General features: G+C 64.6%; 24 protein-coding genes. 16 read left to right on the top strand and 8 right to left on the bottom strand.

The genetic code is table 11. The features are described from left to right. Window positions 1-261 precede the first annotated feature (261 nt). Window positions 262-699, bottom strand: a complete 438-nt coding sequence (locus RIN79_RS17535) for a host attachment family protein (protein WP_309085973.1) — start codon at window positions 697-699, stop codon at window positions 262-264. Between the two features lie 227 nt (window positions 700-926). Here RIN79_RS17535 and cysG point away from each other — a divergent pair, with 227 nt between their 5' ends. The 6 genes from cysG to rpsU all read left to right on the top strand — a co-directional run bounded on the left by cysG (window position 927) and on the right by rpsU (window position 6,019). Further along, a complete protein-coding gene (gene cysG / locus RIN79_RS17530) occupies window positions 927-2,360 on the top strand; it encodes a siroheme synthase CysG (RefSeq protein ID WP_309085972.1) in 1,434 nt (477 codons plus the stop codon). Next, complete coding sequence (locus tag RIN79_RS17525) at window positions 2,357-2,665, top strand: DUF2849 domain-containing protein (RefSeq protein WP_309085971.1); 309 nt, start codon at window positions 2,357-2,359, stop codon at window positions 2,663-2,665. The genes cysG and RIN79_RS17525 overlap by 4 nt, the downstream gene beginning before the upstream one ends. 11 nt (window positions 2,666-2,676) lie before the next feature. After that, window positions 2,677-4,347 (top strand): nitrite/sulfite reductase, encoded by a 1,671-nt coding sequence (locus RIN79_RS17520; RefSeq protein ID WP_309085970.1) that lies wholly within the window; start codon window positions 2,677-2,679, stop codon window positions 4,345-4,347. Further along, window positions 4,322-5,059 (top strand): phosphoadenylyl-sulfate reductase, encoded by a 738-nt coding sequence (locus RIN79_RS17515; RefSeq protein WP_309085969.1) that lies wholly within the window; start codon window positions 4,322-4,324, stop codon window positions 5,057-5,059. The genes RIN79_RS17520 and RIN79_RS17515 overlap by 26 nt, the downstream gene beginning before the upstream one ends. Before the next feature lies 1 nt (window position 5,060). Continuing rightward, window positions 5,061-5,594, top strand: a complete 534-nt coding sequence (locus tag RIN79_RS17510) for a DUF934 domain-containing protein (protein ID WP_309085968.1) — start codon at window positions 5,061-5,063, stop codon at window positions 5,592-5,594. Between the two features lie 194 nt (window positions 5,595-5,788). Next, window positions 5,789-6,019 carry a 30S ribosomal protein S21 gene (gene rpsU / locus RIN79_RS17505; protein ID WP_309085967.1) on the top strand — a complete coding sequence of 77 codons (231 nt, stop codon included), beginning with the start codon at window positions 5,789-5,791 and terminating at the stop codon, window positions 6,017-6,019. Between the two features lie 84 nt (window positions 6,020-6,103). On the opposite strand, the gene RIN79_RS17500 is transcribed toward rpsU, so the two are convergent. Both RIN79_RS17500 and RIN79_RS17495 read right to left on the bottom strand, forming a co-directional pair. After that, a complete protein-coding gene (locus RIN79_RS17500) occupies window positions 6,104-6,313 on the bottom strand; it encodes a hypothetical protein (RefSeq protein WP_309085966.1) in 210 nt (69 codons plus the stop codon). A gap of 148 nt (window positions 6,314-6,461) precedes the next feature. After that, the gene (locus RIN79_RS17495; RefSeq protein WP_309085965.1) at window positions 6,462-7,562 is read right to left on the bottom strand and encodes a cis-3-hydroxy-L-proline dehydratase; all 1,101 of its coding nucleotides are present in this window, start codon (window positions 7,560-7,562) and stop codon (window positions 6,462-6,464) included. 163 nt (window positions 7,563-7,725) lie between these two features. On the opposite strand from RIN79_RS17495, the gene cpaB reads away from it, so the two are divergent. The 7 genes from cpaB to RIN79_RS17460 all read left to right on the top strand — a co-directional run bounded on the left by cpaB (window position 7,726) and on the right by RIN79_RS17460 (window position 15,608). Then, complete coding sequence (gene cpaB, locus RIN79_RS17490; protein WP_309085964.1) at window positions 7,726-8,541, top strand: Flp pilus assembly protein CpaB; 816 nt, start codon at window positions 7,726-7,728, stop codon at window positions 8,539-8,541. 19 nt (window positions 8,542-8,560) lie between these two features. Beyond that, window positions 8,561-10,072, top strand: coding sequence for a type II and III secretion system protein family protein (locus tag RIN79_RS17485; protein ID WP_309085977.1), 1,512 nt, complete (start codon window positions 8,561-8,563; stop codon window positions 10,070-10,072). 11 nt (window positions 10,073-10,083) lie between these two features. Beyond that, window positions 10,084-10,764, top strand: a complete 681-nt coding sequence (locus tag RIN79_RS17480) for a CpaD family pilus assembly protein (protein ID WP_309085963.1) — start codon at window positions 10,084-10,086, stop codon at window positions 10,762-10,764. A 29-nt stretch (window positions 10,765-10,793) separates the two neighbouring features. Next, on the top strand, window positions 10,794-12,062 hold the full coding sequence (locus RIN79_RS17475) for a CpaE family protein (protein WP_309085962.1): 1,269 nt from the start codon (window positions 10,794-10,796) through the stop codon (window positions 12,060-12,062). Between the two features lie 150 nt (window positions 12,063-12,212). Next, window positions 12,213-13,592: a CpaF family protein gene (locus RIN79_RS17470; protein ID WP_375165963.1), complete on the top strand. Its 1,380-nt coding sequence runs from the start codon at window positions 12,213-12,215 to the stop codon at window positions 13,590-13,592. Beyond that, the gene (locus RIN79_RS17465; protein ID WP_309085960.1) at window positions 13,592-14,605 is read left to right on the top strand and encodes a type II secretion system F family protein; all 1,014 of its coding nucleotides are present in this window, start codon (window positions 13,592-13,594) and stop codon (window positions 14,603-14,605) included. The genes RIN79_RS17470 and RIN79_RS17465 overlap by 1 nt, the downstream gene beginning before the upstream one ends. 1 nt (window position 14,606) lies before the next feature. Next, entirely contained in the window at window positions 14,607-15,608 is a 1,002-nt protein-coding gene (locus RIN79_RS17460; protein WP_309085959.1) for a type II secretion system F family protein, read from the top strand. Here RIN79_RS17460 and RIN79_RS17455 read toward each other — a convergent pair. The 3 genes from RIN79_RS17455 to RIN79_RS17445 are packed head-to-tail and all read right to left on the bottom strand — an operon-like array spanning window position 15,605 to window position 17,665. Continuing rightward, on the bottom strand, window positions 15,605-16,015 hold the full coding sequence (locus tag RIN79_RS17455) for a Fur family transcriptional regulator (RefSeq protein ID WP_309085958.1): 411 nt from the start codon (window positions 16,013-16,015) through the stop codon (window positions 15,605-15,607). The genes RIN79_RS17460 and RIN79_RS17455 overlap by 4 nt on opposite strands. After that, the gene (locus RIN79_RS17450) at window positions 16,012-16,833 is read right to left on the bottom strand and encodes a metal ABC transporter permease (RefSeq protein ID WP_309085957.1); all 822 of its coding nucleotides are present in this window, start codon (window positions 16,831-16,833) and stop codon (window positions 16,012-16,014) included. The genes RIN79_RS17455 and RIN79_RS17450 overlap by 4 nt, the downstream gene beginning before the upstream one ends. Beyond that, window positions 16,823-17,665 carry an ATP-binding cassette domain-containing protein gene (locus tag RIN79_RS17445; protein ID WP_309085976.1) on the bottom strand — a complete coding sequence of 281 codons (843 nt, stop codon included), beginning with the start codon at window positions 17,663-17,665 and terminating at the stop codon, window positions 16,823-16,825. Before RIN79_RS17445 ends, RIN79_RS17450 begins: the two co-directional genes overlap by 11 nt. A 107-nt stretch (window positions 17,666-17,772) precedes the next feature. Here RIN79_RS17445 and znuA point away from each other — a divergent pair, with 107 nt between their 5' ends. The 3 genes from znuA (at window position 17,773) to RIN79_RS17430 (ending at window position 21,582) form a co-directional block, all read left to right on the top strand. Beyond that, window positions 17,773-18,774, top strand: a complete 1,002-nt coding sequence (znuA, locus tag RIN79_RS17440; protein ID WP_309085956.1) for a zinc ABC transporter substrate-binding protein ZnuA — start codon at window positions 17,773-17,775, stop codon at window positions 18,772-18,774. 96 nt (window positions 18,775-18,870) lie between these two features. After that, window positions 18,871-20,076, top strand: a complete 1,206-nt coding sequence (gene aztD / locus RIN79_RS17435; RefSeq protein WP_309085955.1) for a zinc metallochaperone AztD — start codon at window positions 18,871-18,873, stop codon at window positions 20,074-20,076. Window positions 20,077-20,196: 120 nt separating this feature from the next. Beyond that, window positions 20,197-21,582, top strand: a complete 1,386-nt coding sequence (locus tag RIN79_RS17430; protein ID WP_375165962.1) for a cytochrome P450 — start codon at window positions 20,197-20,199, stop codon at window positions 21,580-21,582. A gap of 18 nt (window positions 21,583-21,600) precedes the next feature. Here the strand turns inward: RIN79_RS17430 and RIN79_RS17425 are convergent, their stop codons facing one another. Together RIN79_RS17425 and rsmI are read right to left on the bottom strand one after the other, a co-directional pair. Continuing rightward, window positions 21,601-21,978, bottom strand: coding sequence for a YraN family protein (locus tag RIN79_RS17425; protein WP_309085954.1), 378 nt, complete (start codon window positions 21,976-21,978; stop codon window positions 21,601-21,603). After that, window positions 21,968-22,879 carry a 16S rRNA (cytidine(1402)-2'-O)-methyltransferase gene (gene rsmI / locus RIN79_RS17420; RefSeq protein ID WP_309085953.1) on the bottom strand — a complete coding sequence of 304 codons (912 nt, stop codon included), beginning with the start codon at window positions 22,877-22,879 and terminating at the stop codon, window positions 21,968-21,970. Before rsmI ends, RIN79_RS17425 begins: the two co-directional genes overlap by 11 nt. Between the last annotated feature and the right edge of the window lie 26 nt (window positions 22,880-22,905).

Raw genomic sequence — 22,905 nt, 5'->3', positions numbered from 1 at the left:
GCTTTTCCTTCGGCCCGGCAAAGACCACCCCCTTCATTGGGTGCAGCCGGGGCGGAAGAAAGACCCGAGTGACCGGCCAATGTCGGGACAGCGGCCGGCGGGGCGCGTGGAACGCGCCACGATTAACTAACAGAGAGGCACGGATCACGCGCCCCGCTTCCCACCTTCTTCAATGGCCAGACGGCGAAAAGCCGGGCGTGGCGGCCATGACGCGTGCGCCCCTTTCTGTCCTGTTGCCCGGGGAGCGCAGCGCCACCGCTTCTAAGCAGCGTTCTTGAGCAGTTCCTCGATGTCCCAGGTGGTGTGATTGGTGAGCGTCTTGGGCAGTTCGGCCGCGACCCGCGCAGTCACCTCCTTGTGGAGCTCCTTGCGCAGCGTGCCGAGCACCGCGGGTGGGGCGACGATGATGATCCTGTCGAATTCGCCGCGATGGGCGAACTTGTAGAGCCGCTCGGCGATCTCCTCCGCGAAGCGCTCCTTTCCATAGCGATGCCAGTCGGTTTCCTGGAAGGTGGCGTTCTGGCCGCCGCCATTGCCGGAGCGGCCGGGCGGCTCGTTGCCCTGCGAAGCGTCATCGCGGATCTCGCGCACCACCTCCAGATTTGGATATTCGGCGTCGCCCTTATTGTGCAGGAACAGCGCCTTCTCGCCGTCAGCCACGAGCACCCAGATGCCATTTTCAAGACGGATTCCCGCCATTTCTAACTCCCTGCTTGATGTTTGTTCGCTCCTGCACAAAACTACCGGGAAAGGGCGGCGTTCCACGCCTCACCCGGGGGCGCGGGCAACGAGGGATGTTTTTTCTTCCCACGGAGGAAGCGGCGGAAAACCGATTGCGCGGCTATAGCTCCCGCGCGACTGGGTTCCTTCTGAATTTTTCGACCTGCAGGCACAATTCGAGCCACTGATCAGGAGCATTTTTTTCCATGGCTGGCGAAACCGCAAAGCTGAACGCCTTTCCCGTCTTCATGCGGGTCGACGGCCGCCGTGTCGTCATCGTCGGCGGCGGCGACGAGGCGCTCGCCAAGGCGCGGCTCATGGCCCAGTCGAGCGCCGAGCTTCTGATCGTAGCCGAAACGCCGGAGCCAGTCCTGGCCGATTGGGCGGCCGCCAACGACGCGGCGCTTGTCCGCGCGCCCTACGAGGCGGCCCATCTCCATGGCGCCGTGCTCGCCTTCGCCGCCACAGGCGACGAAAGCGCCGACCGCGCCGTGGTGACCGATGCCCGGGCGCTTTCCATTCCCGTCAACGCCGTCGACCGCCCCGACCTCTGCGATTTCTTCACGCCGGCCCTGGTCAACCGTGCGCCGGTCGCTGTCGCGATCGGCACGGAAGGGGCCGGGCCGGTGCTGGCGCAGATGATCCGCGCGCGCATCGACCAGATGCTCTCCCCCTCCCTCGGCCGGCTCGCGACCCTCGCCGCGTCCTACCGCGAAACCGTCGAGCGGCGCCTTGCCAAGGGTGTTGCACGCCGCCGCTTCTGGAAAACCTTTTTCACCGGCAGCCCCGCGCGCGCCATCGAAACCGGCAACGCGCATCGCGCCGCCGGAGCCGTGGAAGCGCTTCTGCGGAGCCAGGGGGTCGAGACCGGCCATGTTGCATTGGTTGGCGCCGGCCCCGGCGCCGAGGACCTTTTGACTCTGCGTGCGCAGCGCCTGCTGATGGAGGCCGATGTCATCGTGCATGACGCGCTGGTGCCGGAGGCGGTGATCGCGATGGGGCGCCGCGACGCCCTGCGAATTGCCGCCGGAAAGCGCAAGGGCTGCCATTCAAAGACACAGGAAGAGATCAACCACCTGCTCGTGGAGCTGGCACGCGAGGGCAAGCGCGTGGTGCGGCTGAAATCCGGCGATCCGCTCGTCTTCGGCCGCGCCGGCGAGGAGATAGCGGCGCTGCGAGAGGCGGGAATTTCCTACGAGCTGGTGCCGGGTGTCACTGCCGCCTTTGCAGCTGCCGCCGATTTCGAACTGCCGCTGACCTTGCGCGGAGTGGCTTCCTCCATGGTCTTCACGACCGGACACGATCTCAAGGGCAGCGCCCTCCCCGACTGGGCAAAACTCGCGATCGATGGCGCGACGGTTGCCGTCTATATGGGCCGCTCCACCGCGGCCGAGGTCGCGGGCCGCCTGCAGGACGCAGGGCTTTCGCCCGAAACGGCCGTCGCCGTGGTCGAGAATGCAAGCCTCGCCAGCCGCCGCCTTTTTCATGGCACGCTCTCGGACCTGCCGGCGCTGCAGGGTCGCACCGATCTCAAAGGCCCCGTGCTCACCATCATCGGCGACGCCGTCGCCGGGGCCAATTTCGACCGCTCGGAGCCCCTTGCCGCCTACGCGCTAGCAACCGTGGAGGCGAGACGATGAAACTGCTCGCCGCGAACAGGCTGATCGACGGCGTGGCCGTCTGGCTTGGACAGGGCGGCCGCTGGGTCGAGGACATCGCGGAGGCTGAGATCGTCCGCGACAAGGAGGGCGAGGCGCGCCTTGAGCAGGCAGGCCGTGAAGCGGTGGCGAAAAACCAGGTGCTCGACGTCGAGCTCATCGATGTCGAGATCGTCGACGGCGCCGTCCGTCCGCTGCGGCTGCGCGAACGCATCCGTGCCGCCGGACCGAGCATCCATCCCGAACTTGGCAAGCAGGCGAAGAAGCCCGCGGCGTCGCTCGTCTGAGGATCTGAGGAATGTATCGTTACGACGAATTCGACCATGCCTTCGTAAACGCCCGTGTCGCCGAGTTCCGCGACCAGGTGGAGCGGCGGCTTGCCGGCGAGATCACGGAGGACCAGTTCAAGCCGCTCAGGCTGATGAACGGGGTCTATCTCCAGCTGCACGCCTATATGCTCAGGATCGCCATCCCCTATGGCACGCTGTCGTCGCGGCAGATGCGCATGCTCGCGCATATCGCACGCACCTATGACAAGGGCTACGGCCATTTCACGACGCGGCAGAACCTGCAGTTCCACTGGCCGGCGCTGAAGGATATCCCGGACATCCTGGAGAAGCTCGCATCGGTGGAGATGCACGCCATCCAGACCAGCGGCAACTGCATCCGCAATGTCACGGCCGACCACTTCGCCGGTGCCGCCGCCGACGAGGTTGCCGACCCGCGCCCCTATGCCGAGATCCTGCGGCAGTGGTCGTCCCTGCATCCGGAATTTTCCTATCTTCCCCGCAAGTTCAAGATCGCCGTGACCGGAGCGGAACGCGACCGCGCCGCCGTTCAGGTGCATGATATCGGCCTGCATCTGAAGAAGAATGCGGCCGGGGAGCTCGGCTTTGCGGTCTATGTCGGCGGCGGGCTCGGCCGCACGCCCATGGTGGCCAAGAAAATCCGCGACTTCCTGCCGGAGGAGCACCTCCTCTCCTACTGCACGGCCATTCTGCGCGTCTACAACCTCCATGGCCGGCGCGACAATAAATACAAGGCGCGCATCAAGATCCTGGTGCATGAGACCGGCACGGCGGAGCTGACGGCCCAAGTGGAGAAGGAGTTCGAGGCTCTGAAGGAGAGCGAGCTCAAGCTGCCCGAGGCCGATATCCGCGCCATCGGAACCTATTTCGCGCCGCCCGCCTTGCCGCCCCGCCCAGAGGGCGACCGGGCGCTTGCTGCGTCGGCCAATGCCGACCGGGGCTTTGCCACATGGCTGCGCCGCAACCTGCACACGCACAAGAATCCCGACTACGTTTCCGTCACGATCTCCCTCAAAGGCATCGGCGAGGTTCCAGGCGACATGTCCGCCGACCAGATGGACGCCGTCGCCGATCTCGCCAACGCCTACGCCTTTGACGAGATCCGCGTCAGCCACGAGCAGAACCTGGTCCTGCCGCACGTCGCGCGCGCCGACCTGAAGGCGGTTTATGACAGGCTGGTGGAGATCGGGCTCGCGACGGCCAATGCGGGGCTGGTGACCGACATCATCGCCTGCCCAGGCCTCGACTACTGCGCGCTTGCCAATGCGCGCTCCATTCCCGTGGCGCAGCAGATTTCGAACCGCTTTGCCGACCAGGCGCGGCAGGAAGAAATCGGCGATCTCAAGATCAAGATCTCCGGCTGCATCAATGCCTGCGGCCACCACCATGTCGGCCATATCGGCATATTGGGCGTCGAGAAGAAGGGCGCGGAACTCTACCAGGTCACGCTTGGCGGCTCGGGCGACGAGAACACGGCGCTGGGCGACATCATCGGCCGCGGCTTCGGACCGGACGAGATCGTCGACGCGGTGGAGACCATCGTCGACACCTATCTCGGCCTGCGCTTGGACAATAACGAAAACTTCCTCGCCGCCTACCGGCGGCTTGGCCCCGCACCCTTCAAGGAGGCGCTTTATGGCAGCGAAGCCAAAGCCGCTTGATTCGGAAATCGAGGCGATCGAGCTCGAGGCTCGCTACGGCCATCTGGAAGCCGAGGCGATCATCGAGATTGCCGTGGAACGGTTCCGCGCCGAGGGCGGGATCGCGACGGTCTCCTCCTTCGGAGCCGATTCGGCGGTGCTCCTGCACATGGTGGCGAATGTCGACAGCACGCTGCCGGTGCTCTTCCTCGACACCGGCCAGCACTTTGGCGAAACGCTGCAATATCGCGACCAGCTGGCGGATGACCTGGGCCTCACCAACCTGATCGTTGTGCACCCCCAACGCGAGGCGCTTTCCGCCCGCGACGCGAAGAACGACCTCCACAAGTCCGATCCCGACCTGTGCTGCGAAATCCGCAAGGTCGAGCCGATGGCGCGCGCGGTGAGCCCCTATGCCGCGTGGTTCACCGGACGGAAGCGTCACCAGGCGCAGACCAGGGCGCAGATGCCGGTCTTCGAGGCGGTAGGCCCCCGCATCCGCATCAACCCGTTGGCGCGCTGGACCACAGCCGATCAGGCCGCCTATATGCGGGCGCATGACCTGCGCGAAAACCCGCTGGTCGCCTTCGGCTATCTGTCGATCGGCTGCTTCCCCTGCACCCAGCCGGTAAAGCCGGGCGAGGACGAGCGCAGCGGCCGCTGGGCCGGTTTCGCCAAGACGGAATGCGGCATACACCTTCCCGTTCTCGAAAACCTCACGACGGCCGCTTAGGATGGATACGGGCGAACCCCAGACCGCACCGCGGCTTTGGACCGCGGAAGGCTTCCGCGAGGACCTGTGGGAGCGAACAGACGGGGCCGAGGCGCTGCGCGGGAATGGCAATCTCATCCTGCCGCTCGCGGCCTTCCTCGCGCTCGATCCGACGCTGCGCGACGGTCCGCTTGGCCGGCTAGGCGTCGAGGTGCTGCCGGGCGAGGCGATCGAGCCGCTCGTGCCCTTCCTCGATCGTTTGCCGCTCGTTGCGCTCGCCTATCCAAAGTTCAATGACGGGCGCAGCTATTCGAAAGCCGAGCTGTTGCGCTCGCGCTACGGCTACCAGGGCGACATCCGGGCCACGGGCGAGGTGCTGATCGACCAGATACCGCACATGCTGCGCTGCGGGTTCTCGAGTTTCGAAGTGAGGAACGAACCGACCTTGAAGCGCCTCGAGGAAGGACGCCGCGGTGGCATCCCGCTTCACTACCAGCCCAGCGCTGCCGCGCCCGCCGGAACGGGCAGATATTCCTGGCGCCGCGCCGCTCAGTAGCGTGCCGCTTTCCGCCCTACCCCCTGGAAGCGGAGCCGGCCTGCATTATATTTCTTTTTCATGATGCAGCAGGCGCGATTGCTGCTATAGCTCGCGCCTCTCCGAGTCGTCCCAGCCGGCGGCTTTGTAAGCCGCCTCAGCGCCGAAAGGCGCCGGCGGCATTTGCAGAAACACAAACGGAATGAGGAAATACATTGCAGGTCGTCGTTCGTGACAACAATGTCGATCAGGCCCTCCGGGTACTGAAGAAGAAACTTCAGCGCGAGGGCGTGTTCCGCGAGATGAAGGCGCGCCGCGCCTATGAGAAGCCCTCCGAGCGCCGCACGCGCGAGAAGGCCGAGGCCATCCGCCGCGCCCGCAAACTGGCGCGCAAGCAGGCACAGCGCGAAGGTCTGTTGCCGGCCAGCAAGAAGCGCGCTGCGTAAGCTGCGGACGACTTCATGCCCGCTCAAAGATGAAGAGCCGGACAGGCTAGCGCCTGCCCGGCTCTTGCATTTGCACTCCTTGGTTCAGCGGGTGCCGTGCCGGCGCTGCGCGGAGGCGCTCTCCGCCTCCTGCAACTTGCAGAGGAGATCGAGCAGCGACCCGGGCAGCTCCCGCTGAAGCTCGAAGCCCGGCAGTCGGCGCAGAAATCGCGCATTTTCCGCGTGACGAATCTGCCGGCTGATGAGACGCGCCGTCTCGGACGCACCATCTGCCTTTTCGTCCCTTCGCAGCATTTTCTCTCTCGCAAGTTTCATGGCGCTCTGGCTCATGGGCGTAACAAAGCCGGACAAAAAACGTTCCGGAACAGCCGAGAAGTGCTTTGATCAGATATAAATAGAGTGAAGTTTTCGTAAAAGTTTATGGTCCGCCGGGTCCGCTCCTTCAGAAAGACAGGACTGGAGATCCAAGAACGGCAAAATCGGGCTCGATTCCGAGCCCATGCCCCTCCGGTGTCTTCATGGCACCGCCAACGCGCCTGGGGGCATTGTGCGCAATCGTCTTGCTCACGTAGGAGTTGAAGTCCGTGGCGGAGAAGACGAACTCCGCCGGAGTGGATTGCGCGAGATGAGCAATCGCAGCCGTGACGATGTCGCCGCCCCAGGTGTCCTCGATCGTCATCGAAATGCCGTGGGCGACGCAGAGATCGCGCATCGCCCGCGCCTTGGAGAACCCACCCACTTTCGAAATCTTCAGGTTGACGATGTCCATCGCATCGTCGGCGATCGCACGCACCAGGGTTTCAAGCCCGGTGATGTTCTCGTCGAGCACGAAGGGCTTGCCCGTGCGCCGGCGGATGGAGAGGCACTCCTCATATGTGAGGCAGGGCTGCTCGATGTAAAGATCGAGGTCGGCCACCGCCGCTATCACGCGCGCCGCCTCGTGCCGCGTCCAGCCCGTATTCGCATCGGCCACCAGGATATCGCCTTCGTGCAGGATCTTTCGGCAGGCATGGATGCGCGCAATGTCTTCACGAGGATCACCGCCGACCTTGAGCTGGAACTTCGTATAGCCTTCGGCTTTGTAGCCGGCGATCTTCCTGGCCATCGTCTGCGGCTCTTCCTGCGAAATGGCGCGATAGAGCTTCACATCGGGCTGAGCTGCACCGCCGAGCAGTTTGACCAGCGGCAGCTTGGCCACCTTGCCGAGCAGATCCCAGCAGGCGATGTCGATGGGCGACTTTACGTAAGGATGGCCGTTGAGCGCCGCATCCATCGCCTGGTTGACGGCAACGATGTCGGTGGGGTCCAGTCCGATGAGTTTCGGGGCGATTTCCTCAAGTCCGGCCCTAACGCCGCGGGCATAGGCCGGCAAGTAGGCGGAGCCCAGGGGGCAGCATTCGGCGTAGCCGGCGAGCCCCGCATCCGTCTCTATCGCCACCACGGTCGAATCGAAGACCTCGACGAAATTGCCGTTTGACCAGGCGTAGCGGCCTTCCTTCAGCGGGAGATCCACCTGGTAGACATGAATGGCAGTGATTTTCACGAAGTCTCCCCGTTCCGCGCGTCGATCCTCGGAGCGCCGGACTGCGACGTCCGCAGCGCAGGCAAGGATCAGTTAATCATGCTTGTAACCGAAGTGTTAACCATAATTTGACCTTTGCGTGATCAGGTCTGCCCCGGGGTAGGTTGCGTCGAGGGGCAGTGGAATGAACAAGTCCCGCATCATGATACTGGGCGTCGCAGTCGCTGCGGCGGTCGGCGCGGGCTATCTCGCCAAGAATCTCGCTGCCTCGCAAGAAGTCGTGGTGGTGCAGCCCGGGCCTTCCGAACCGGCGATCAAGACAAGCGAGGTCCTCGTGATCGCCGAGGACGTGCCAATGGGCGAGACGCTTGGCAGCGCCGTGCGCTGGCAGGCCTGGCCGGCGGACTCGATCAACGACACCTTCATCACAAGAGATCGCGAACCCAAGGCGGTTGAGGAACTGCAGAACGCGGTCGCCCGCGTTACCCTCTATGCCGGCGAGCCGCTGCGCCGCGCCAAGCTCGTCCAAGGCGCGGGCCAGAGCTTCATGTCGGCAATCCTGCCGCCGGGGAAGCGGGCCGTCGCCACGCAGATCGCCGCCGACACCTCGGCCGGCGGCTTCATCCTCCCCAACGATTATGTGGATGTGGTGATGACGCGCCGGTCCGATGACGCGGCCGCCACCAACGGCTTCGTCACCGAGACCATCCTGGAGAACATCCGGGTATTGGCCATCGACCAGACCATCCACGAGGACGAGGAAGGCCGCCGCGTGAAGCTGGGCGAAACCGCAACGCTTGAGCTTACGCCGGAGCAAGCCGAAGTGATCACGGTGGCCCAGCAGATGGCGGACCGGCTGACACTGTCGCTTCGCTCGATCGCGGATACGAGCCAGGCGCCGGCCGATCCCGGCCTCTACCTCGTGACCGGCAAGGGGCGCGGCAACAGCGTGCGCCTCATCAAATCAGGCGAAGTCAGCGTCGTCGGCACGCGTCGATGAGCCGGAGGAAGGGATGAGGATGCTCGGATCGGGCGCAAGAAGATGCAGGCCGCTGCTGCTGGCGGCGATCTGCCTGTTTTTCGCGGCGGGTCTGCCAGGCCTGCCATCCCCAGCGCGAGCCAACGACGTCGTCAGCGCCTCGGGCGTGGGATCGCAGCGGCTTAAGCTCGGCCTCAACAAATCGCTCGTCATCGATTTGCCGCGCGAGGCTTACGATATCCTCGTTGCCAACCCTGCGGTGGCCGACGCGGTCACGCGGACCGCGCGCCGCATCTATCTTTTCGGCAAGCAGGTCGGCGAGACCAATATCTTCGTGTTCGGTCCCGATGGCGAGCAGGTCGCCAGCCTGGACGTGGCGGTGGAACGGGACGTCGCCGGGCTCGAGGAACATCTGAAGCGCTTCATCCCCAATTCGGATATCCGGGTCGAGCTCATCAACGACAATGTCGTGCTCACCGGCACGGTGGAAACGCCCATCGACGCATCGCGGGCCGCGCAGCTGGCCACCATCTTCGTCACCGGAGGCGAGGCGACGACCGGGCAATACTCCCAGACGGCGGCCGCCCCCACCGATGGCGGCGGCGTATGGATCGACAACCCCGATTCCCAGCGCCGCCAAAGCCAGATCGTCAACATGCTGCAGATCGTCGGCGAGGACCAGGTGACCCTGAAGGTCACGGTGGCCGAGGTGAGCCGCTCGGTCATGAAGCAGCTCGGCATCAACATGATCGGCTCGGGCAATGTCGACGGCATAAAATGGGGCGTGGAGTCTTTCAACCCGCCGGGCCTCGGTAAGCAACTGACCGGCTTCGGCGGCGGCCTCGCCGGATCCCTGATCAGCGCGAATCTCAATGCCATGGAACAGGCCGGCGTGATGAAGACGCTCGCTGAACCCGTCCTGACGGCGATCTCCGGCGAGAAGGCCACGTTCCGCGTCGGCGGCGAGTTCAACCTCGTGACCGGCGTCACCTCCGCAAAGTCGGAGGAGAACAAGGACGGCGATCGTATTTACGAGATCGAGAAGGTCGAATACGGCATCGGCTTGGAATTCCAGCCGACGGTGTTGTCAGCCGGCCGGATCAGCCTGAAAGTGCGCACGCAGGTCTCCGAGCCGACCATGCAGGGTTCGGTCGATCTCGGCGACACCAACATCATCTCGATCCGCAAGCGCCTCGCCGACACCACGGTGGAGCTGCCGTCGGGCGGCTCGATGATGATCGCCGGACTGGTGCAGGACGACATACGCCAGGCGGTAAACGGACTGCCCGGACTGTCCAAGGTGCCGGTCCTCGGCACGCTTTTCCGCAGCCGCGACTTCGTGCGCAATGAGACCGAGCTCGTGATCATCATCACGCCCTATCTCGCCCGGCCGGTTGCCCGCACCGAACTGGCCAAGCCCGATGATAATTTCAACGCTGCGAGCGACGGCGCCGGGATGTTTCTGGGGCGAGTGAACCGCGTCTACGGAACCATGAAAACGAACCTGCCGAACGGCCGCTATCACGGTGTCGTGGGGTACATCTACAAATGAAGGGGGCCGTCATGTCTGTTGTCCGGGGCGGCGGCGCAGCCATCCTGATGCTTGCTCTAGCCGGCCTTGCGGCGGGCTGCGCAAAGCGGGACTCCATCACGGTGGGCGCCGTACCGGACGACTACCGCACGAACCATCCCATCGTGCTGACGGAAAAGGAGCAGGTGCTCGATCTTCCGATCGGCCTGCTCGCCTACCGCATGACGCCGCAGCAGAAAGCCTCGATAGACGGTTTTCTCGAAAACTACGGCGACAGCGGCGAGTCAGTGGTCACCATCCTGGTGCCCTCCGGATCGGCAAATGCTCCCTCGGCAAGCCGCGTTGCCCAGGACATGGCCGCGTTCCTTCACCGCCGCGGCCTGCCGCGGGGCCATCTGCAGATCCTGTCCTATCAGGCGCCCGGCGAGCAGACGGCGCCGATCCGCATCTCCTATTCAACCATCAAGGCGTCAACCGGGCCGTGCGGCCGGTGGCCGGCGGATATCCTCGTCAATCCGGACAACAAGCACTACGCCAATTTCGGCTGCTCCTATCAGAACAATCTCGCGGCCCAGATCGCAAACCCGATGGATTTGCTCGGGCCGCGCAAGACGACGCCGATCGATGCGGAAAACCGCGACACGGCGATCGGCCGGTACAAGACCGGCGAGGTGGCCGAGGAGTTCTGGCGTCGCTCGGAAGTGGACTACTAGCCGGTGGCTGTGGGCAAGAGGCGTGACAGATGAGCAGCGTTGCTTTCGACACGAGCCACGAGAACTGGAGCGGCGAGCCGGACAAGGCGCTCCAGGCATTGCGGCCAGTGCCGCGCATTTCCATCCAGGCCTTCTGCGAAACCGAGGCGGTTGCGCATCCGATCGAGCGCGCCTCGCAGGACCGGCGGATGGCGAAGGCGCATCTGAAAGTGCATATGGGCGGCATCGCCACGGCGATTGAGCTCTACCAGAGCGCGGCGACGCCCAATCTTGTCATCATCGAATCGCGCGACGAGCCCAAGCAACTGATTGCCTCGCTCAAGGAGCTTGCAGAGGTCTGCGATCCGACCAGCAAGGTGATCATCGTCGGACACTATAATGATGTATGGCTCTATCGCGAGCTGATCAGATCCGGCATTTCGGAATATGTGGTGGCGCCGATCTCGATGGCGGATATCGTCAGCGTCATCGCCAACATCTTCGTCGATCCCCACGCTGCGCCGCTCGGCCGCTCCATCGCCTTTGTCGGCGCCAAAGGTGGCGTCGGCTCCTCAACGATCGCACACAATCTCGCCTGGGCCATGTCGAGCCTGTTTGAGAGCGAAGTCCTGGTCGCCGATCTCGACCTCCCCTTCGGCACGGCCAACATCAATTTCGACCAGGACCCGGCCCAGGGCATTGCCGAAGCGGTGTTTTCGCCGGAGCGGATAGACGAGGTTTATCTCGATCGTCTGCTCGCACAATGCGCCGAGCGCCTGTCCCTGCTTGCCGCCCCCTCCACGCTGGACCGGGTGTATGATTTCGAAGCGGAGGCCTTCGCGCAGGTTATCGACACCGCGCAACGGAGCGCACCGCTCGTCGTTCTCGATGTTCCGCATCTATGGACGAGCTGGACCAGGACCACGCTCGCGCGGGCCGATGAAGTGGTCATCACCGCCACGCCCGAGCTTGCCAACCTGCGCAATACCAAGAACCTGGTCGACACGCTGAAAAAGCTGAGGCCCAACGACGAAGCGCCGAAGCTTATCATCAACCAGGCCAATGTGCCGAAGCGCCCGGAAATCAGCGCCGCGGACTTTTCCGAGCCGCTGGGCGTCACGCCCCTCGCCATCATTCCGTTTGAGCCGCAGCTTTTCGGGAACGCGGCGAACAACGGCCGCATGCTGGGCGAGATGGAGCGCAATCATCCCATCGTTCAGACCTTCAACGAGCTGGCGCACGTGCTCACCGGCCGGCGCGAGATCAAGCCGAAGAAGAGGTCCGGACTTTCGGCGCTCTTCAGTCGGCGCAAGAAGTAGCGGGCACCCATGTTCGGCAAGAGAGGGTCAGGCGGGACCACGGGCGGCGATCACACGCGCTCCGCCCAGCCCATCGCAATCCCCGGGTCGAGCGGGCACACGGCTGTGTCGGAGCGGACCCCTCCCCGGGCCCCCGACGCGTTCACGACAATGCCTGCCCCATCTCCCGGCGAGGCGCAGGCCAAACGCACGAAGCACGCGGCCGTACCGGCAAGTACGCCGCCAGCGCGACCAGGGCGGGAGCGCGGAGAGAGCTACTACGATACAAAGACGCAGGTCTTCTCGGCCCTGATCGACACCATCGACCTGTCCCAGCTCGCCAAGCTCGACGCCGACAGCGCGCGCGAGGAAATCCGCGACATCGTCAACGACATCATCGCGCTCAAGAATCTGGTGATGTCCATCGCCGAGCAGGAGGAGCTCCTCGAGGACATCTGCAACGATGTGCTGGGTTTCGGGCCGCTGGAGCCGCTTTTGGCACGCGACGAGATCGCCGACATCATGGTGAACGGCGCGCGCAACGTCTATATCGAGGTGAACGGCAAGGTCGAGCAGACCAATATCCGCTTCCGCGACAATCAGCAGCTTCTGAATGTCTGCCAGCGCATCGTCAGCCAGGTGGGCCGCCGGGTGGACGAATCGAGCCCGATCTGCGACGCGCGCCTGCCGGACGGCTCGCGCGTCAACGTCATTGCACCGCCGCTGGCCATCGATGGCCCGTCGCTGACCATCCGCAAGTTCAGGAAAGACAAGCTCACGCTTGACCAGCTTGTCCGTTACGGGACCATTTCGCCCGAAGGCGCGGAGGTTCTGAAGATCATCAGTCGGGTGCGCTGCAACGTCGTCATCTCCGGCGGCACCGGTTCCGGCAAGACCACGCTGCTCAACTGCCTCACCAACTATATCGACCGCGACGAACGCATCATCACCTGCGAGGATTCGGCCGAGCTGCAGCTGCAGCAGCCGCATGTGGTGCGGCTGGAGACCAGGCCGCCCAATCTGGAGGGTGAGGGTGAGGTCACCATGCGCGACCTCGTGCGCAACTGCCTGCGCATGCGCCCCGAGCGCATCATCGTCGGCGAGGTGCGCGGGCCGGAGGTCTTCGACCTCCTGCAGGCCATGAACACGGGCCATGACGGCTCCATGGGTACGATCCACTCGAACAGCCCGCGCGAGTGCCTGAACCGCATGGAATCCATGATGGCCATGGGCGGCTTCAACCTGCCGCAGAAGACCGTGCGTGAAATCATCGTCGGCTCGGTGGATGTGATCATCCAGGCCGCCCGCCTGCGCGACGGCACGCGCCGCATAACCCACATCACCGAGGTGATCGGGATGGAAGGCGACGTCGTGATCACGCAAGACCTCGTGCTCTTCGACATTCGCGGGGAGGACGCATCGGGGCGCATCCTGGGCAAGCACGTTTCAACCGGCATTGGCCGGCCTGCCTTCTGGGAGAGGGCGCGCTACTACGGCGAGGAGGCGCGCCTCGCCGCCACCCTTGAATCCATGGAAAAGCAGGGGAGCTGATGTTCGGCCTCAGCCCCGCTCTGCTCGGCTTCGTCCTGCTCGCCGCAGGCAGCGCCGGCGCGTTGGCCTATGCGCTGCTTTTCAACACCATCGCCAGCGAGAAGACCAGCGAGAGGCGGCTGGAGGCCATCAAAAAGGCAGAAACGGACAGCACCGCCATACGGGCGAGGCGAGACCGGGCTGCGGAGATCGCCAAAAGACGCAAATCCATCCAGGAAACGTTGAAGGAGCTGGAAGCCAAGCAGAAGGACCGGGACCGCCTGATGGCCAGGCCCTCGCTGAAGACACAGATTCGGCAAGCCGGCCTGGAGGTGAGCCTGCGACGCTTCTATGTCCTGTCAGGCGGCTGCGCAGTGTTCCTGGCGTTTACGGTCTTCATCCTCGGCGCCCCCGTTTGGGCGGCTGCCGGCGCTATGGTCGCCGGCTTTTTCGGCCTGCCGCGCTGGATCGTCTCCTACTTGCGTAAGCGCCGCGTGAAGGCGTTCCTGAACGAGTTCCCGAACGCGCTCGACATTATCGTACGCGCGGTCAAATCAGGCCTGCCGATGAATGACGCGGTGCGCATGATCGCGACGGAATCGCGAGAGCCGGTGCGCTCCGAGTTCCGGCGGCTGGTCGAGGGGCAGCAGCTTGGCCTGTCCATGGCGGAAGCCTCGATGCGGATGACCGAGACCATGCCGTGCCCGGAAGCCAACTTCTTCGGCATCGTCATCCAGATCCAGTCCCATGCGGGCGGCAATCTGTCCGAGGCGCTCGGCAATCTCTCGCACGTTTTGCGCGAGCGCAAGAAGATGAAGGCCAAGGTGCAGGCGCTCTCCATGGAAGCGAAGGCCTCGGCGGCCATCATCGGCGCCCTGCCGGTGGTCGTCGCCCTGCTGGTTTATATCACGAGCCCCGGCTACATCATGCCCCTCTTCAGCACGAGCGTCGGGCATCTGATCCTCGGCGTCTCCGCCGTCTGGATGAGCATCGGCATCTTCGTCATGCGGCAGATGATGAATTTCGAGGTGTAGCATGGCGGAAGACGTTGCCCGCACTCTCACCGACCCAAGTTTCCTGATCGCGCTGCTCGTCGCCGTCGCCGTCTTCGCCACGATCTTCACGCTCGTGCCGATCACCGGCGGCGATACGCTGAAGGCGCGCATGAAGTCAGTGGCGCTGGAGCGCGATGAGCTGCGCGCCAAGCAGCGGGCGCGGTTTGCGGCAGAGGCCGAACGCAGGCGGCGCGGAGGCGGCCTGCGCCGGGAGGATGCTTCACGGATGCGCGCCGTGGTCGAGCGGCTGGACCTGCGCCGGGCGCTCGCCGACGAGGCGGCGCTCACAAAGCTCAATACGGCTGGCTATCGCGGCCAGGGGCCTTTGACGAAGTTCCTCTTCTTCCGCCTGGTGCTGCCCTTCGCCGGCCTTGCAATTGCCGGCTTCTACATCTTCGTTCTAGGGACGTTGCCGCAGCAGCCGCTCTTCATCCGCCTGTTCGTCTGCATCCTGGCCGCCTATGCCGGTTTCTATCTTCCGGTCCTCTATGTCTCGAACAAGGCCGCCAAGCGCAAGAAATCCATCCAACGCGCTTGGCCGGACGCACTCGACCTGCTGCTCATCTGCGTGGAATCGGGCATTTCGATCGAGCAGGCATTCCGCCGCGTTGCGGACGAGATCGGTTCGCAGTCCGTGCACCTGGCGGAGGAACTTGCGCTCACGAATGCCGAGCTCTCCTTCCTCCCCGAGCGCCGGCAGGCTTATGAGAACCTTGCCAACCGCACGGGGCTTGAAGCGGTGAAAAGCGTCACGCAAGCGCTCATCCAGGCCGAACGCTACGGTACACCCGTAAGCCAGGCCCTCCGGGTCTTGGCAAATGAGAGCCGGGAGGCCCGCATGAACGCGGCGGAGAAGAAGGCGGCCGCATTGCCGCCGAAACTCACCGTGCCGATGATCCTCTTCTTCCTGCCGGTCCTCTTCGCCATCATTCTCGGGCCGGCAGCGATCCAGCTCACGCAGAAGGGAATGCTCGGTAACTAGGCCCGCTCGGCAAGGCCCGCGCATGCGGCGCAGTTGCCGCGGATTTCAATCGTGGTCTTTTCCGGCTTGAAGCGATGGGCGCTCACCCACTTCCCAAGCCTTTCCTCGACCACCTCGTCGGAAAACTCATCCACCCGGCCGCAGGTCTGGCAGATCGCAAAGGCGATCATCGCATGGCCGTGGCAGTTGGGATGCGCGCAGGCCACGAAAGCGTTGATGCTTTCCAGCCGGTGGACCAGGCCGAATTCCTGCAGCTTTTCCAGCGCGCGGTAGACCTGCAGCGGCGCGCGAAACCCGTCGTCGCGCAGACGGTCGAGGATGGTATAGGCGCTGAGGGGGCCGTCCGCCTTGTCCAGCGCCCTCAGCACCAGGCTCTGGTTGCGGGTGAGTTCCGGATGAGCGGTCATGAAGGTCCTCCGGATTTGATCGGGGTAGGCCGCCTGGAAGGCAGCCGGGCGAGACTCAGCAGGAAGATGATGAGCGCGGCTACGACGATCGATGGTCCGGACGGCGTGTCGAAGCGAAGCGAGGCCGTCAACCCGCCAATCACCGCAAGGGCGCCCGCCAGCGAGGCGGCAACGGCCATCACCTCCGGCGTGGATGCGAAGCGGCGTCCGGCCGCAGCCGGGATGATCAGCAGCGAGGTGATGAGCAGGATGCCCACGATCTTCATGGCTATGGCGATCATGGCCGCCATCAGAAGCATGAAGATGAAGCGCGCGCGCTCCGGCCTCATGCCTTCCGCCTCGGCGATCTCCGTATTGACGGTCGCGGCGAGAAGAGGGCGCCAGAGCCAGGCCAGCACCGCCAGCACCAGCACGCCCCCGCCATAGATCATCGCGATGTCGACGCGCGAGACGGCGAGGATGTCGCCGAAGAGGAACCCCATGAGGTCGATCCTGATCCAGCTCATGAACGCCACCATGACGAGCCCGAGCGCCAGGGTCGAGTGGGAGAGGATGCCGAGCAGCGCGTCGGTGGAAAGGGAGCCGTGCCGCTGCAGGAACAAGAGAGCGAGCGCCGCGCCCGTCGCGACGATGAAGACCCCGGCTGTCAGATTGATCTCGAAAAGGAAGGCAAGCGCCACGCCCAGGAGCGCCGAGTGGGCCATCGTATCGCCGAAATAGGCCATGCGCCGCCACACCACGAAGCAGCCGAGCGGACCTGCCACCAACGCGAGGCCGACGCCGGCGACCATCGCACGGGTGAAGAAGTCATCGAGCATGTCCGCGCTCCTTCACCCGGAGACTTCCATCCCCATCGTCATGCGCATGGTGATGGTCTTGGCAGTTTTCGGTGATCGTGCCGTCCGCCTGGCGCACCCGACCGTCGGCCAGATGCGTGTGGTCGTGGTGATGGTGGTAGATCGCCAGCGTCTCACCGGCGCGGGCGCCAAAGAGCCGCATATATTCCGGACTCTTCAGCACATTCTCCGGCGTGCCGCGGCAGCATACATGGCCATTGAGGCAGAGCACCGTGTCGGTCTCGGCCATCACCACATGCAGGTCGTGCGAGATCAGGAGAATGCCGCACCCTGTGCGGTCGCGGATGTCGCGGATGAGCTGGTAAAGCGCGATCTCGCCGGAAAAGTCGACGCCCTGCACCGGCTCGTCCAGCACCAGGAGATCGGGTTCGCGCGCCAGCGCCCGGGCAAGCAGGGCGCGCTGGAACTCACCGCCCGACAGATTCTGAACCTCGGCGCGGGCAAGATGGGCGATGCCGGCCGCCTCCAGGGCTGCGGCGATCCGCTTGCGGTCGAGCCGCCCGGTGAGCTTCATCAGCCGCTCGACATTGAGCGGCAGGGTCCAATCCACCGCCACCTTTTGCGGTACGTACCCGACCTTGAGCGCCGATGCCCGCTCGACCGAACCCTCATCCGGCCGGACGACGCCGATCGCCGCTTTTGCCGTCGTGCTCTTGCCCGAACCATTGGGGCCGATCAGCGTGACGATCTCGCCGCGCCGGACGGTCAGGTCCACGCCGCGCACCAGCCAGCGTCCGCCGCGATGCACGCCGGCATTCCTCATCTCCACCAGTGTCCCGGGGCCATTCACCATCGCCTGCAACAATCTTCCTTCACCTTCTTGCCAATGCATATGGCACACGTTATAGCGTTACGCAATCAGATGTAATGTCATAACATTCATGTGCATGAGGGAGCCCCATGAAACCACCACGTCTTCTTCTTCTGGCCACCGCGCTCGCGACGACTCTCGCCTCGGGACAAGCTGCCGCTATGGAAGGCGTCGTCGCCTCGATCAAGCCGGTCCATTCGCTCGTCGCGGCGGTGATGCAGGGCGTGGGAGAGCCGCAGCTCCTGGTAAAGGGCGCGGCCTCGCCGCACACCTATTCCATGCGGCCCTCTGATGCCGGCATGTTGGAGGAAGCGAAACTGGTCTTCTGGGTCGGTTCGGGCGTGGAGACCTTCCTGGAAAAGCCGCTCGGAACGCTCGCCGGCGGTGCAAGCATCGTGGCCCTTTCCGAGGCGCCCGGCGTCACATTGCTCGACATGCGCGAGGGTGGCGCCTTCGAGGCGCACAGCCATGGGGACGAGGATCACGACCATGGCGCCCATGCCGAGGAAGGTGGTCATGAACAGGATCATGCTCACGCAGATGACCATGATCACCACCACCACCATGGCGGTAAAGACATGCATATCTGGCTCGATCCGGAAAATGCCCGGCTGATGGTGCGCCAGATCGCAGCCAGTCTTAGCGAGGCGGATCCCGCCAACGCGGCAGCCTATGACAAAAACGCGGTCGCTCTGGACCAGCGCTTGAACGAGCTCGCCTCAGAGATCGAACAGACACTGGCGCCGGTGCGCGGCAAGCCCTTCATCGTCTTCCACGACGCTTACCACTATTTCGAGAACCGGTTCGGGGTGGAAGCGGCGGGGTCGATCACCGTCAGTCCCGAGCAGGTGCCGAGCGCCCAGAGGCTGGAAGAAATCCGCCAAAAGATCGCCGAGACGGGCGCAGCCTGCGTCTTTGCCGAGCCGCAGTTCGAGCCGAAGCTCGTGCGCATCGTGATGGAGGGAAGCCAGGCGCGCACAGGCGTCCTCGATCCCGAAGGAGCAAGTTTGGAAGAGGGGCCGGACCTCTACTTTGCCCTTCTCCGCAACCTTGCAGACTCCCTGGCCGACTGCCTTTCAGGCGCGCGGTAGCCACGCCAATCGTCCGGACGGAAACGCCGCCTGCCGCAGCGGCAGGCGGGAATCTGCCCGGCCTTGAATGTTACGTTATGACATAAAGGAGGCAATATGAAGAGCATTCCGTGCAGCGCCCTGGGCCTTTTCCTCGGGCTTTCAATCGCACCGGCACAGGCGGAGGAGAAGGCCGAGAGCGTCTGGCGCCTTTTCGTCGCGGACCGGCACCAGCCCACCATGCATGTGCTCGATGCCGCCAATGGCAAGATCATCGAGACTTTCGAGCTGAAGAGCCAAGGGCGCCTTTATCCCACCGAGAGCGGCAAGGCGGTGTTCGCGGTGCAGGCCGATGCCGATGTGGCGGCTGCCTATGCAACGGGGATCGGTACGGACGATCATGGCGACCACGCCGATCTGGAAATTTCCGATCCGAAGGCGCTGGGCGTGGAGATCACGGGCAAGAAGCCGGTACATTTTGTGCCGCATCATGGCGACATTGCCATCTTCTACGACGGCGAGGGGGTGGTGCGGATCATAAGGGAGTCGGATGTCCTCGCCGGAAAAGCGGAGCCGAGGCAGATTGAGACGGCCGCACCCCATCACGGCGTCGCGGTCCCGATCGGGGACCACACCATCATTTCGGTGCCGAACGAGCAGGATCCTTCCGAACTGCCGGTCGGCGTGCGGGTGGTCGATGCCTCCGGCGCGCCGATGGGCGACATCTCCGAATGCCCCGGCCTGCACGGCGAGGCGCCCTCCGGCAATCTCATCGCCATCGCCTGCGACACGGGGCTCCTGATCGTGCGCGAATCGGGCGGCAAGCCCGAGATCACGCACCTTGCCTATCCGAGCGGCCTGCCCGAGGACGCCAAAGTCTCCACGCTTCTGGGCGGCAAGGGCCTCCAGTATTTTCTCGGCAATTTCGGACAGAAGGCGGTGGTGCTGATCGACCCGGAGGACGAGAATGCATTCCGCCTCATCGATCTGCCCGTCCGGCGCGTGCATTTCGCGGTCGACCCCGTGCGGCCGAAATTCGCCTATGTCTTCACGGAGGACGGGCGGCTGCACCAGATCAATGTCCTGTCGGCAAAGATCGCAAAATCCGTCGAAGTGACGGAGCCCTATTCCATGGACGGCCACTGGAACGACCCGCGCCCGCGGATCGCGGTGGCCGGGGACGAGATCATGATCACAGATCCCTCAAGGGGTCTGATCCACGCGCTCGACGCGCAGAGCCTAGAGAAGACGCGCGAGCTGATCACAGGCGGCGCACCTTACGAAATAGTCGCCGTGGGCGGCTCGGGCGCGGTGCACGAGTAAGGGTACTTTCCCGCCGACTGGCCCGCGGCTCCGGCCGCGGGCTTTTTTTGCGACGCGCGGCGGTTCCGGAATATCTGCGCGGCGATTGAACCGCCGGGGGTCCAAGCCTAGCTATCGAGCATGGCCCTGCTCACAGAACCGAAACCATCCTTCCGCCCGCCCGCACCAACCCCGCGGCAAAACCCGCCCTCCACGCTGCAGATGATGCGGATCGTCTACCGCAATCCGCTGGAACTCTGGGGCGAGCCTTCCTACAACGAGCCATGGATCTTCGTGACCGGCGGCATCGGCGGGCCGCTGCTCATCGCCAATGATCCGGGCCTTATCCGCCACGTGCTCGTGGACAATGCCAAGAACTACAAGATGGCGCGCGTGCGCCAGAAGATCCTGCGCCCGATCCTGCGGGACGGATTGCTGACGGCGGAAGGCGAGGTCTGGCGGCGCTCGCGAAAAGCCATGGCGCCCGTCTTCACGCCGCGCCACATCGCCGGCTTCGCAGGGCCGATGCTGGAGAAGGCCACCACCTTCGCCGAGCGTTACGAGCAGGCGATCGGCGGACGAGTCGACGTCTCGCGCGACATGACCATGCTCACCTTCGATATCCTCGCGGAGACGCTTTTCTCGGGCGAGGTGGCAGGCGAGCCGGAAGGCTTTGCGCATCAGGTCGATCGGCTCTTCGAGACCATGGGCCGCGTCGACCCGCTCGATCTTCTTGGCGCGCCGGACTGGCTGCCGCGCATCACGCGCATCCTCGGCCGCAACTCCCTCGCCTTTTTCCGCGGCATCGTCGCGCGCACCATGGATATGCGGAAGGAGAAGCTGGCGAGCGAAGACAGCGAAGCGCCTGAAGATTTCCTCACGCTTCTCCTGCGCGCGGAGGGGCCGGACGGGCTGACCCGTGAGGAGATCGAGGACAACATCATCACCTTCATCGGCGCCGGGCATGAGACGACCGCCCGCGCGCTCGGCTGGACGATCTACTGCCTTGCGAACCTTCCCGAGGAGCGCGAGCGGATCGAGGACGAGATCGATGCCGTGCTAGCCAGGGAGCCCGACCCGGTAAACTGGCTCGACGATATGCCTTTCACCCGTGCCGCATTCGAGGAAGCGATGCGGCTATATCCGCCCGCGCCCTCGATCAACCGCGAGGCGATCCAGAATGACTTCTATGCCGACCTGGAAATCCCTAAAGGAGCCCAGGTGCTGGTGATGCCGTGGACGGTGCACCGGCACCGGAAACTGTGGGACGATCCCGAGGCCTATATCCCCTCGCGGTTCCATCCAGAAAACCGCGACAGGATCGGCCGCTTTCAGTATCTGCCTTTCGGCGCGGGCCCGCGCGTCTGCATCGGCGCCACCTTCGCCATGCAGGAGGCGGTGATCGCGCTCGCCGTTCTCATGTCGCGCTACCGCTTCGATCTCTTGCCGGAGACTAATCCCTGGCCGGTCCAGAAGCTCACAACGCAGCCCCAGGGCGGCCTGCCGATGCGCGTGACGCGCCGATAGGACATCGGGCACGCGGCGCTACCGGTATGGCGTGTAGATGTTCTCCACATGCACCGGCCAGCGCCGGGGCAGGACGGCGATGAGATCGTAGCGCAGGCTGAGCCGGGCGTGGTCCGGCTGGCGAGCGAGCCAGAGGTCGGCCGCCGCGTCTATGCGCTTTTGCGCGGTGCAGGATACCGCCTCCATCGCCTCGGCAAGGCTCGGCCTGGCCTTCACCTCAATGATGGCGATCAGGCTGCCGCGCCTGGCGATGAGGTCGATCTCGCCGAGCGGCGTCCGGAAGCGCCGCGCGACGATTCGGTAGCCCTTGAGCATGAGGGCAAGAGAGGCGAGCCACTCGCCGCGATGCCCTTTGCGATAGGCCCTCTGCCGGTCGAGCCGGATATCAGCGCCCATCGCCGTCCTCCTTGAGGGAAAGCAGGCGCTGATAGAGCTCCGACTTCTTTGCGCCCGTCATGCGCGCGGCCTCGCCGGCGGCCTTGGAAGCAGACATCTCCGCAGACAGGGCCAGCAGTAGGCGGTCGGTCTCCTGCGCATCGGCGGGACCGATCTCGCCGGGCGGCGCCACGCAAACGACCACCTCGCCCTTTGGCGCCCCCGCCTCCTCATAGTGGGCGGCAAGCTCGGCCAGCGTTCCCAGACGGACTTCCTCGAAGGCTTTCGTCAGCTCGCGCGCCACAACCGCCTGCCGAGTGCCAAGGGTTACGGCCATGGCGGAAAGGCTGTCGGCAAGGCGGCGCGGCGACTCGAAAAAAATGACGGTTGCGGGCACTCCCGACAGCGCTTGAAGCCGGCTCCTGCGGTGGCCGGCCTTCACTGGCAGAAAGCCGGCGAACATGAAAGAATCGGTGGGCAGGCCGGAGGCGGTCAGCGCGGCAAGCACCGCCGAGGAACCCGGAATAGGGATGACGCGAACACCCGCTTCCTGCGCCGCCTTGACGAGCCGAAAGCCGGGATCAGAGACCAGCGGCGTGCCGGCATCGCTGGCAATCGCCACACTCTTGCCTTCCGCTATGGCGCCGATGAGCCGGGGTGCCGCCTCCGCCTCGTTATGCTCGTGATAGGCCACCATGCGCCTGCGGATCCCGTACCGTTCGAGCAGAACGCGGGTTACTCTGGTGTCCTCGCAGGCGAGCAGGTCGGCGGCAGCGAGCGTCTCGAGCGCTCGAATTGTGATGTCGGAAAGATTGCCGATCGGGGTCGCGACGAGGTAGAGCGCCGGCGCGAGCCGCGGCGCCGAGATCTCCGTCCCGCCCACCACGAAGGACCTGCGCCTGTCCCTTTCCTCCGGCTCCACCGTTGTCCATCCTCACGCGGCGATCA

Source organism: Chelativorans sp., assembly GCF_031180965.1.
Lineage (GTDB): Bacteria > Pseudomonadota > Alphaproteobacteria > Rhizobiales > Rhizobiaceae > Chelativorans.
The sequence above is the reverse complement of the archived record's forward strand: the minus strand, read 5'-3'. Positions and strand labels throughout refer to the sequence as shown.

Coding starts and splice junctions, on each gene's coding strand:
- RIN79_RS17535 (WP_309085973.1), bottom strand. CDS start 699: ATGGCGGGAATCCGTCTTGAAAATGGCATCTGGGTGCTCGTGGCTGAC.
- cysG (WP_309085972.1), top strand. CDS start 927: ATGGCTGGCGAAACCGCAAAGCTGAACGCCTTTCCCGTCTTCATGCGG.
- RIN79_RS17525 (WP_309085971.1), top strand. CDS start 2,357: ATGAAACTGCTCGCCGCGAACAGGCTGATCGACGGCGTGGCCGTCTGG.
- RIN79_RS17520 (WP_309085970.1), top strand. CDS start 2,677: ATGTATCGTTACGACGAATTCGACCATGCCTTCGTAAACGCCCGTGTC.
- RIN79_RS17515 (WP_309085969.1), top strand. CDS start 4,322: ATGGCAGCGAAGCCAAAGCCGCTTGATTCGGAAATCGAGGCGATCGAG.
- RIN79_RS17510 (WP_309085968.1), top strand. CDS start 5,061: ATGGATACGGGCGAACCCCAGACCGCACCGCGGCTTTGGACCGCGGAA.
- RIN79_RS17500 (WP_309085966.1), bottom strand. CDS start 6,313: ATGCTGCGAAGGGACGAAAAGGCAGATGGTGCGTCCGAGACGGCGCGT.
- cpaB (WP_309085964.1), top strand. CDS start 7,726: ATGAACAAGTCCCGCATCATGATACTGGGCGTCGCAGTCGCTGCGGCG.
- RIN79_RS17485 (WP_309085977.1), top strand. CDS start 8,561: ATGCTCGGATCGGGCGCAAGAAGATGCAGGCCGCTGCTGCTGGCGGCG.
- RIN79_RS17480 (WP_309085963.1), top strand. CDS start 10,084: ATGTCTGTTGTCCGGGGCGGCGGCGCAGCCATCCTGATGCTTGCTCTA.
- RIN79_RS17475 (WP_309085962.1), top strand. CDS start 10,794: ATGAGCAGCGTTGCTTTCGACACGAGCCACGAGAACTGGAGCGGCGAG.
- RIN79_RS17470 (WP_375165963.1), top strand. CDS start 12,213: ATGCCTGCCCCATCTCCCGGCGAGGCGCAGGCCAAACGCACGAAGCAC.
- RIN79_RS17465 (WP_309085960.1), top strand. CDS start 13,592: ATGTTCGGCCTCAGCCCCGCTCTGCTCGGCTTCGTCCTGCTCGCCGCA.
- RIN79_RS17460 (WP_309085959.1), top strand. CDS start 14,607: ATGGCGGAAGACGTTGCCCGCACTCTCACCGACCCAAGTTTCCTGATC.
- RIN79_RS17455 (WP_309085958.1), bottom strand. CDS start 16,015: ATGACCGCTCATCCGGAACTCACCCGCAACCAGAGCCTGGTGCTGAGG.
- RIN79_RS17450 (WP_309085957.1), bottom strand. CDS start 16,833: ATGCTCGATGACTTCTTCACCCGTGCGATGGTCGCCGGCGTCGGCCTC.
- RIN79_RS17445 (WP_309085976.1), bottom strand. CDS start 17,665: ATGGTGAATGGCCCCGGGACACTGGTGGAGATGAGGAATGCCGGCGTG.
- znuA (WP_309085956.1), top strand. CDS start 17,773: ATGAAACCACCACGTCTTCTTCTTCTGGCCACCGCGCTCGCGACGACT.
- aztD (WP_309085955.1), top strand. CDS start 18,871: ATGAAGAGCATTCCGTGCAGCGCCCTGGGCCTTTTCCTCGGGCTTTCA.
- RIN79_RS17430 (WP_375165962.1), top strand. CDS start 20,197: ATGGCCCTGCTCACAGAACCGAAACCATCCTTCCGCCCGCCCGCACCA.
- RIN79_RS17425 (WP_309085954.1), bottom strand. CDS start 21,978: ATGGGCGCTGATATCCGGCTCGACCGGCAGAGGGCCTATCGCAAAGGG.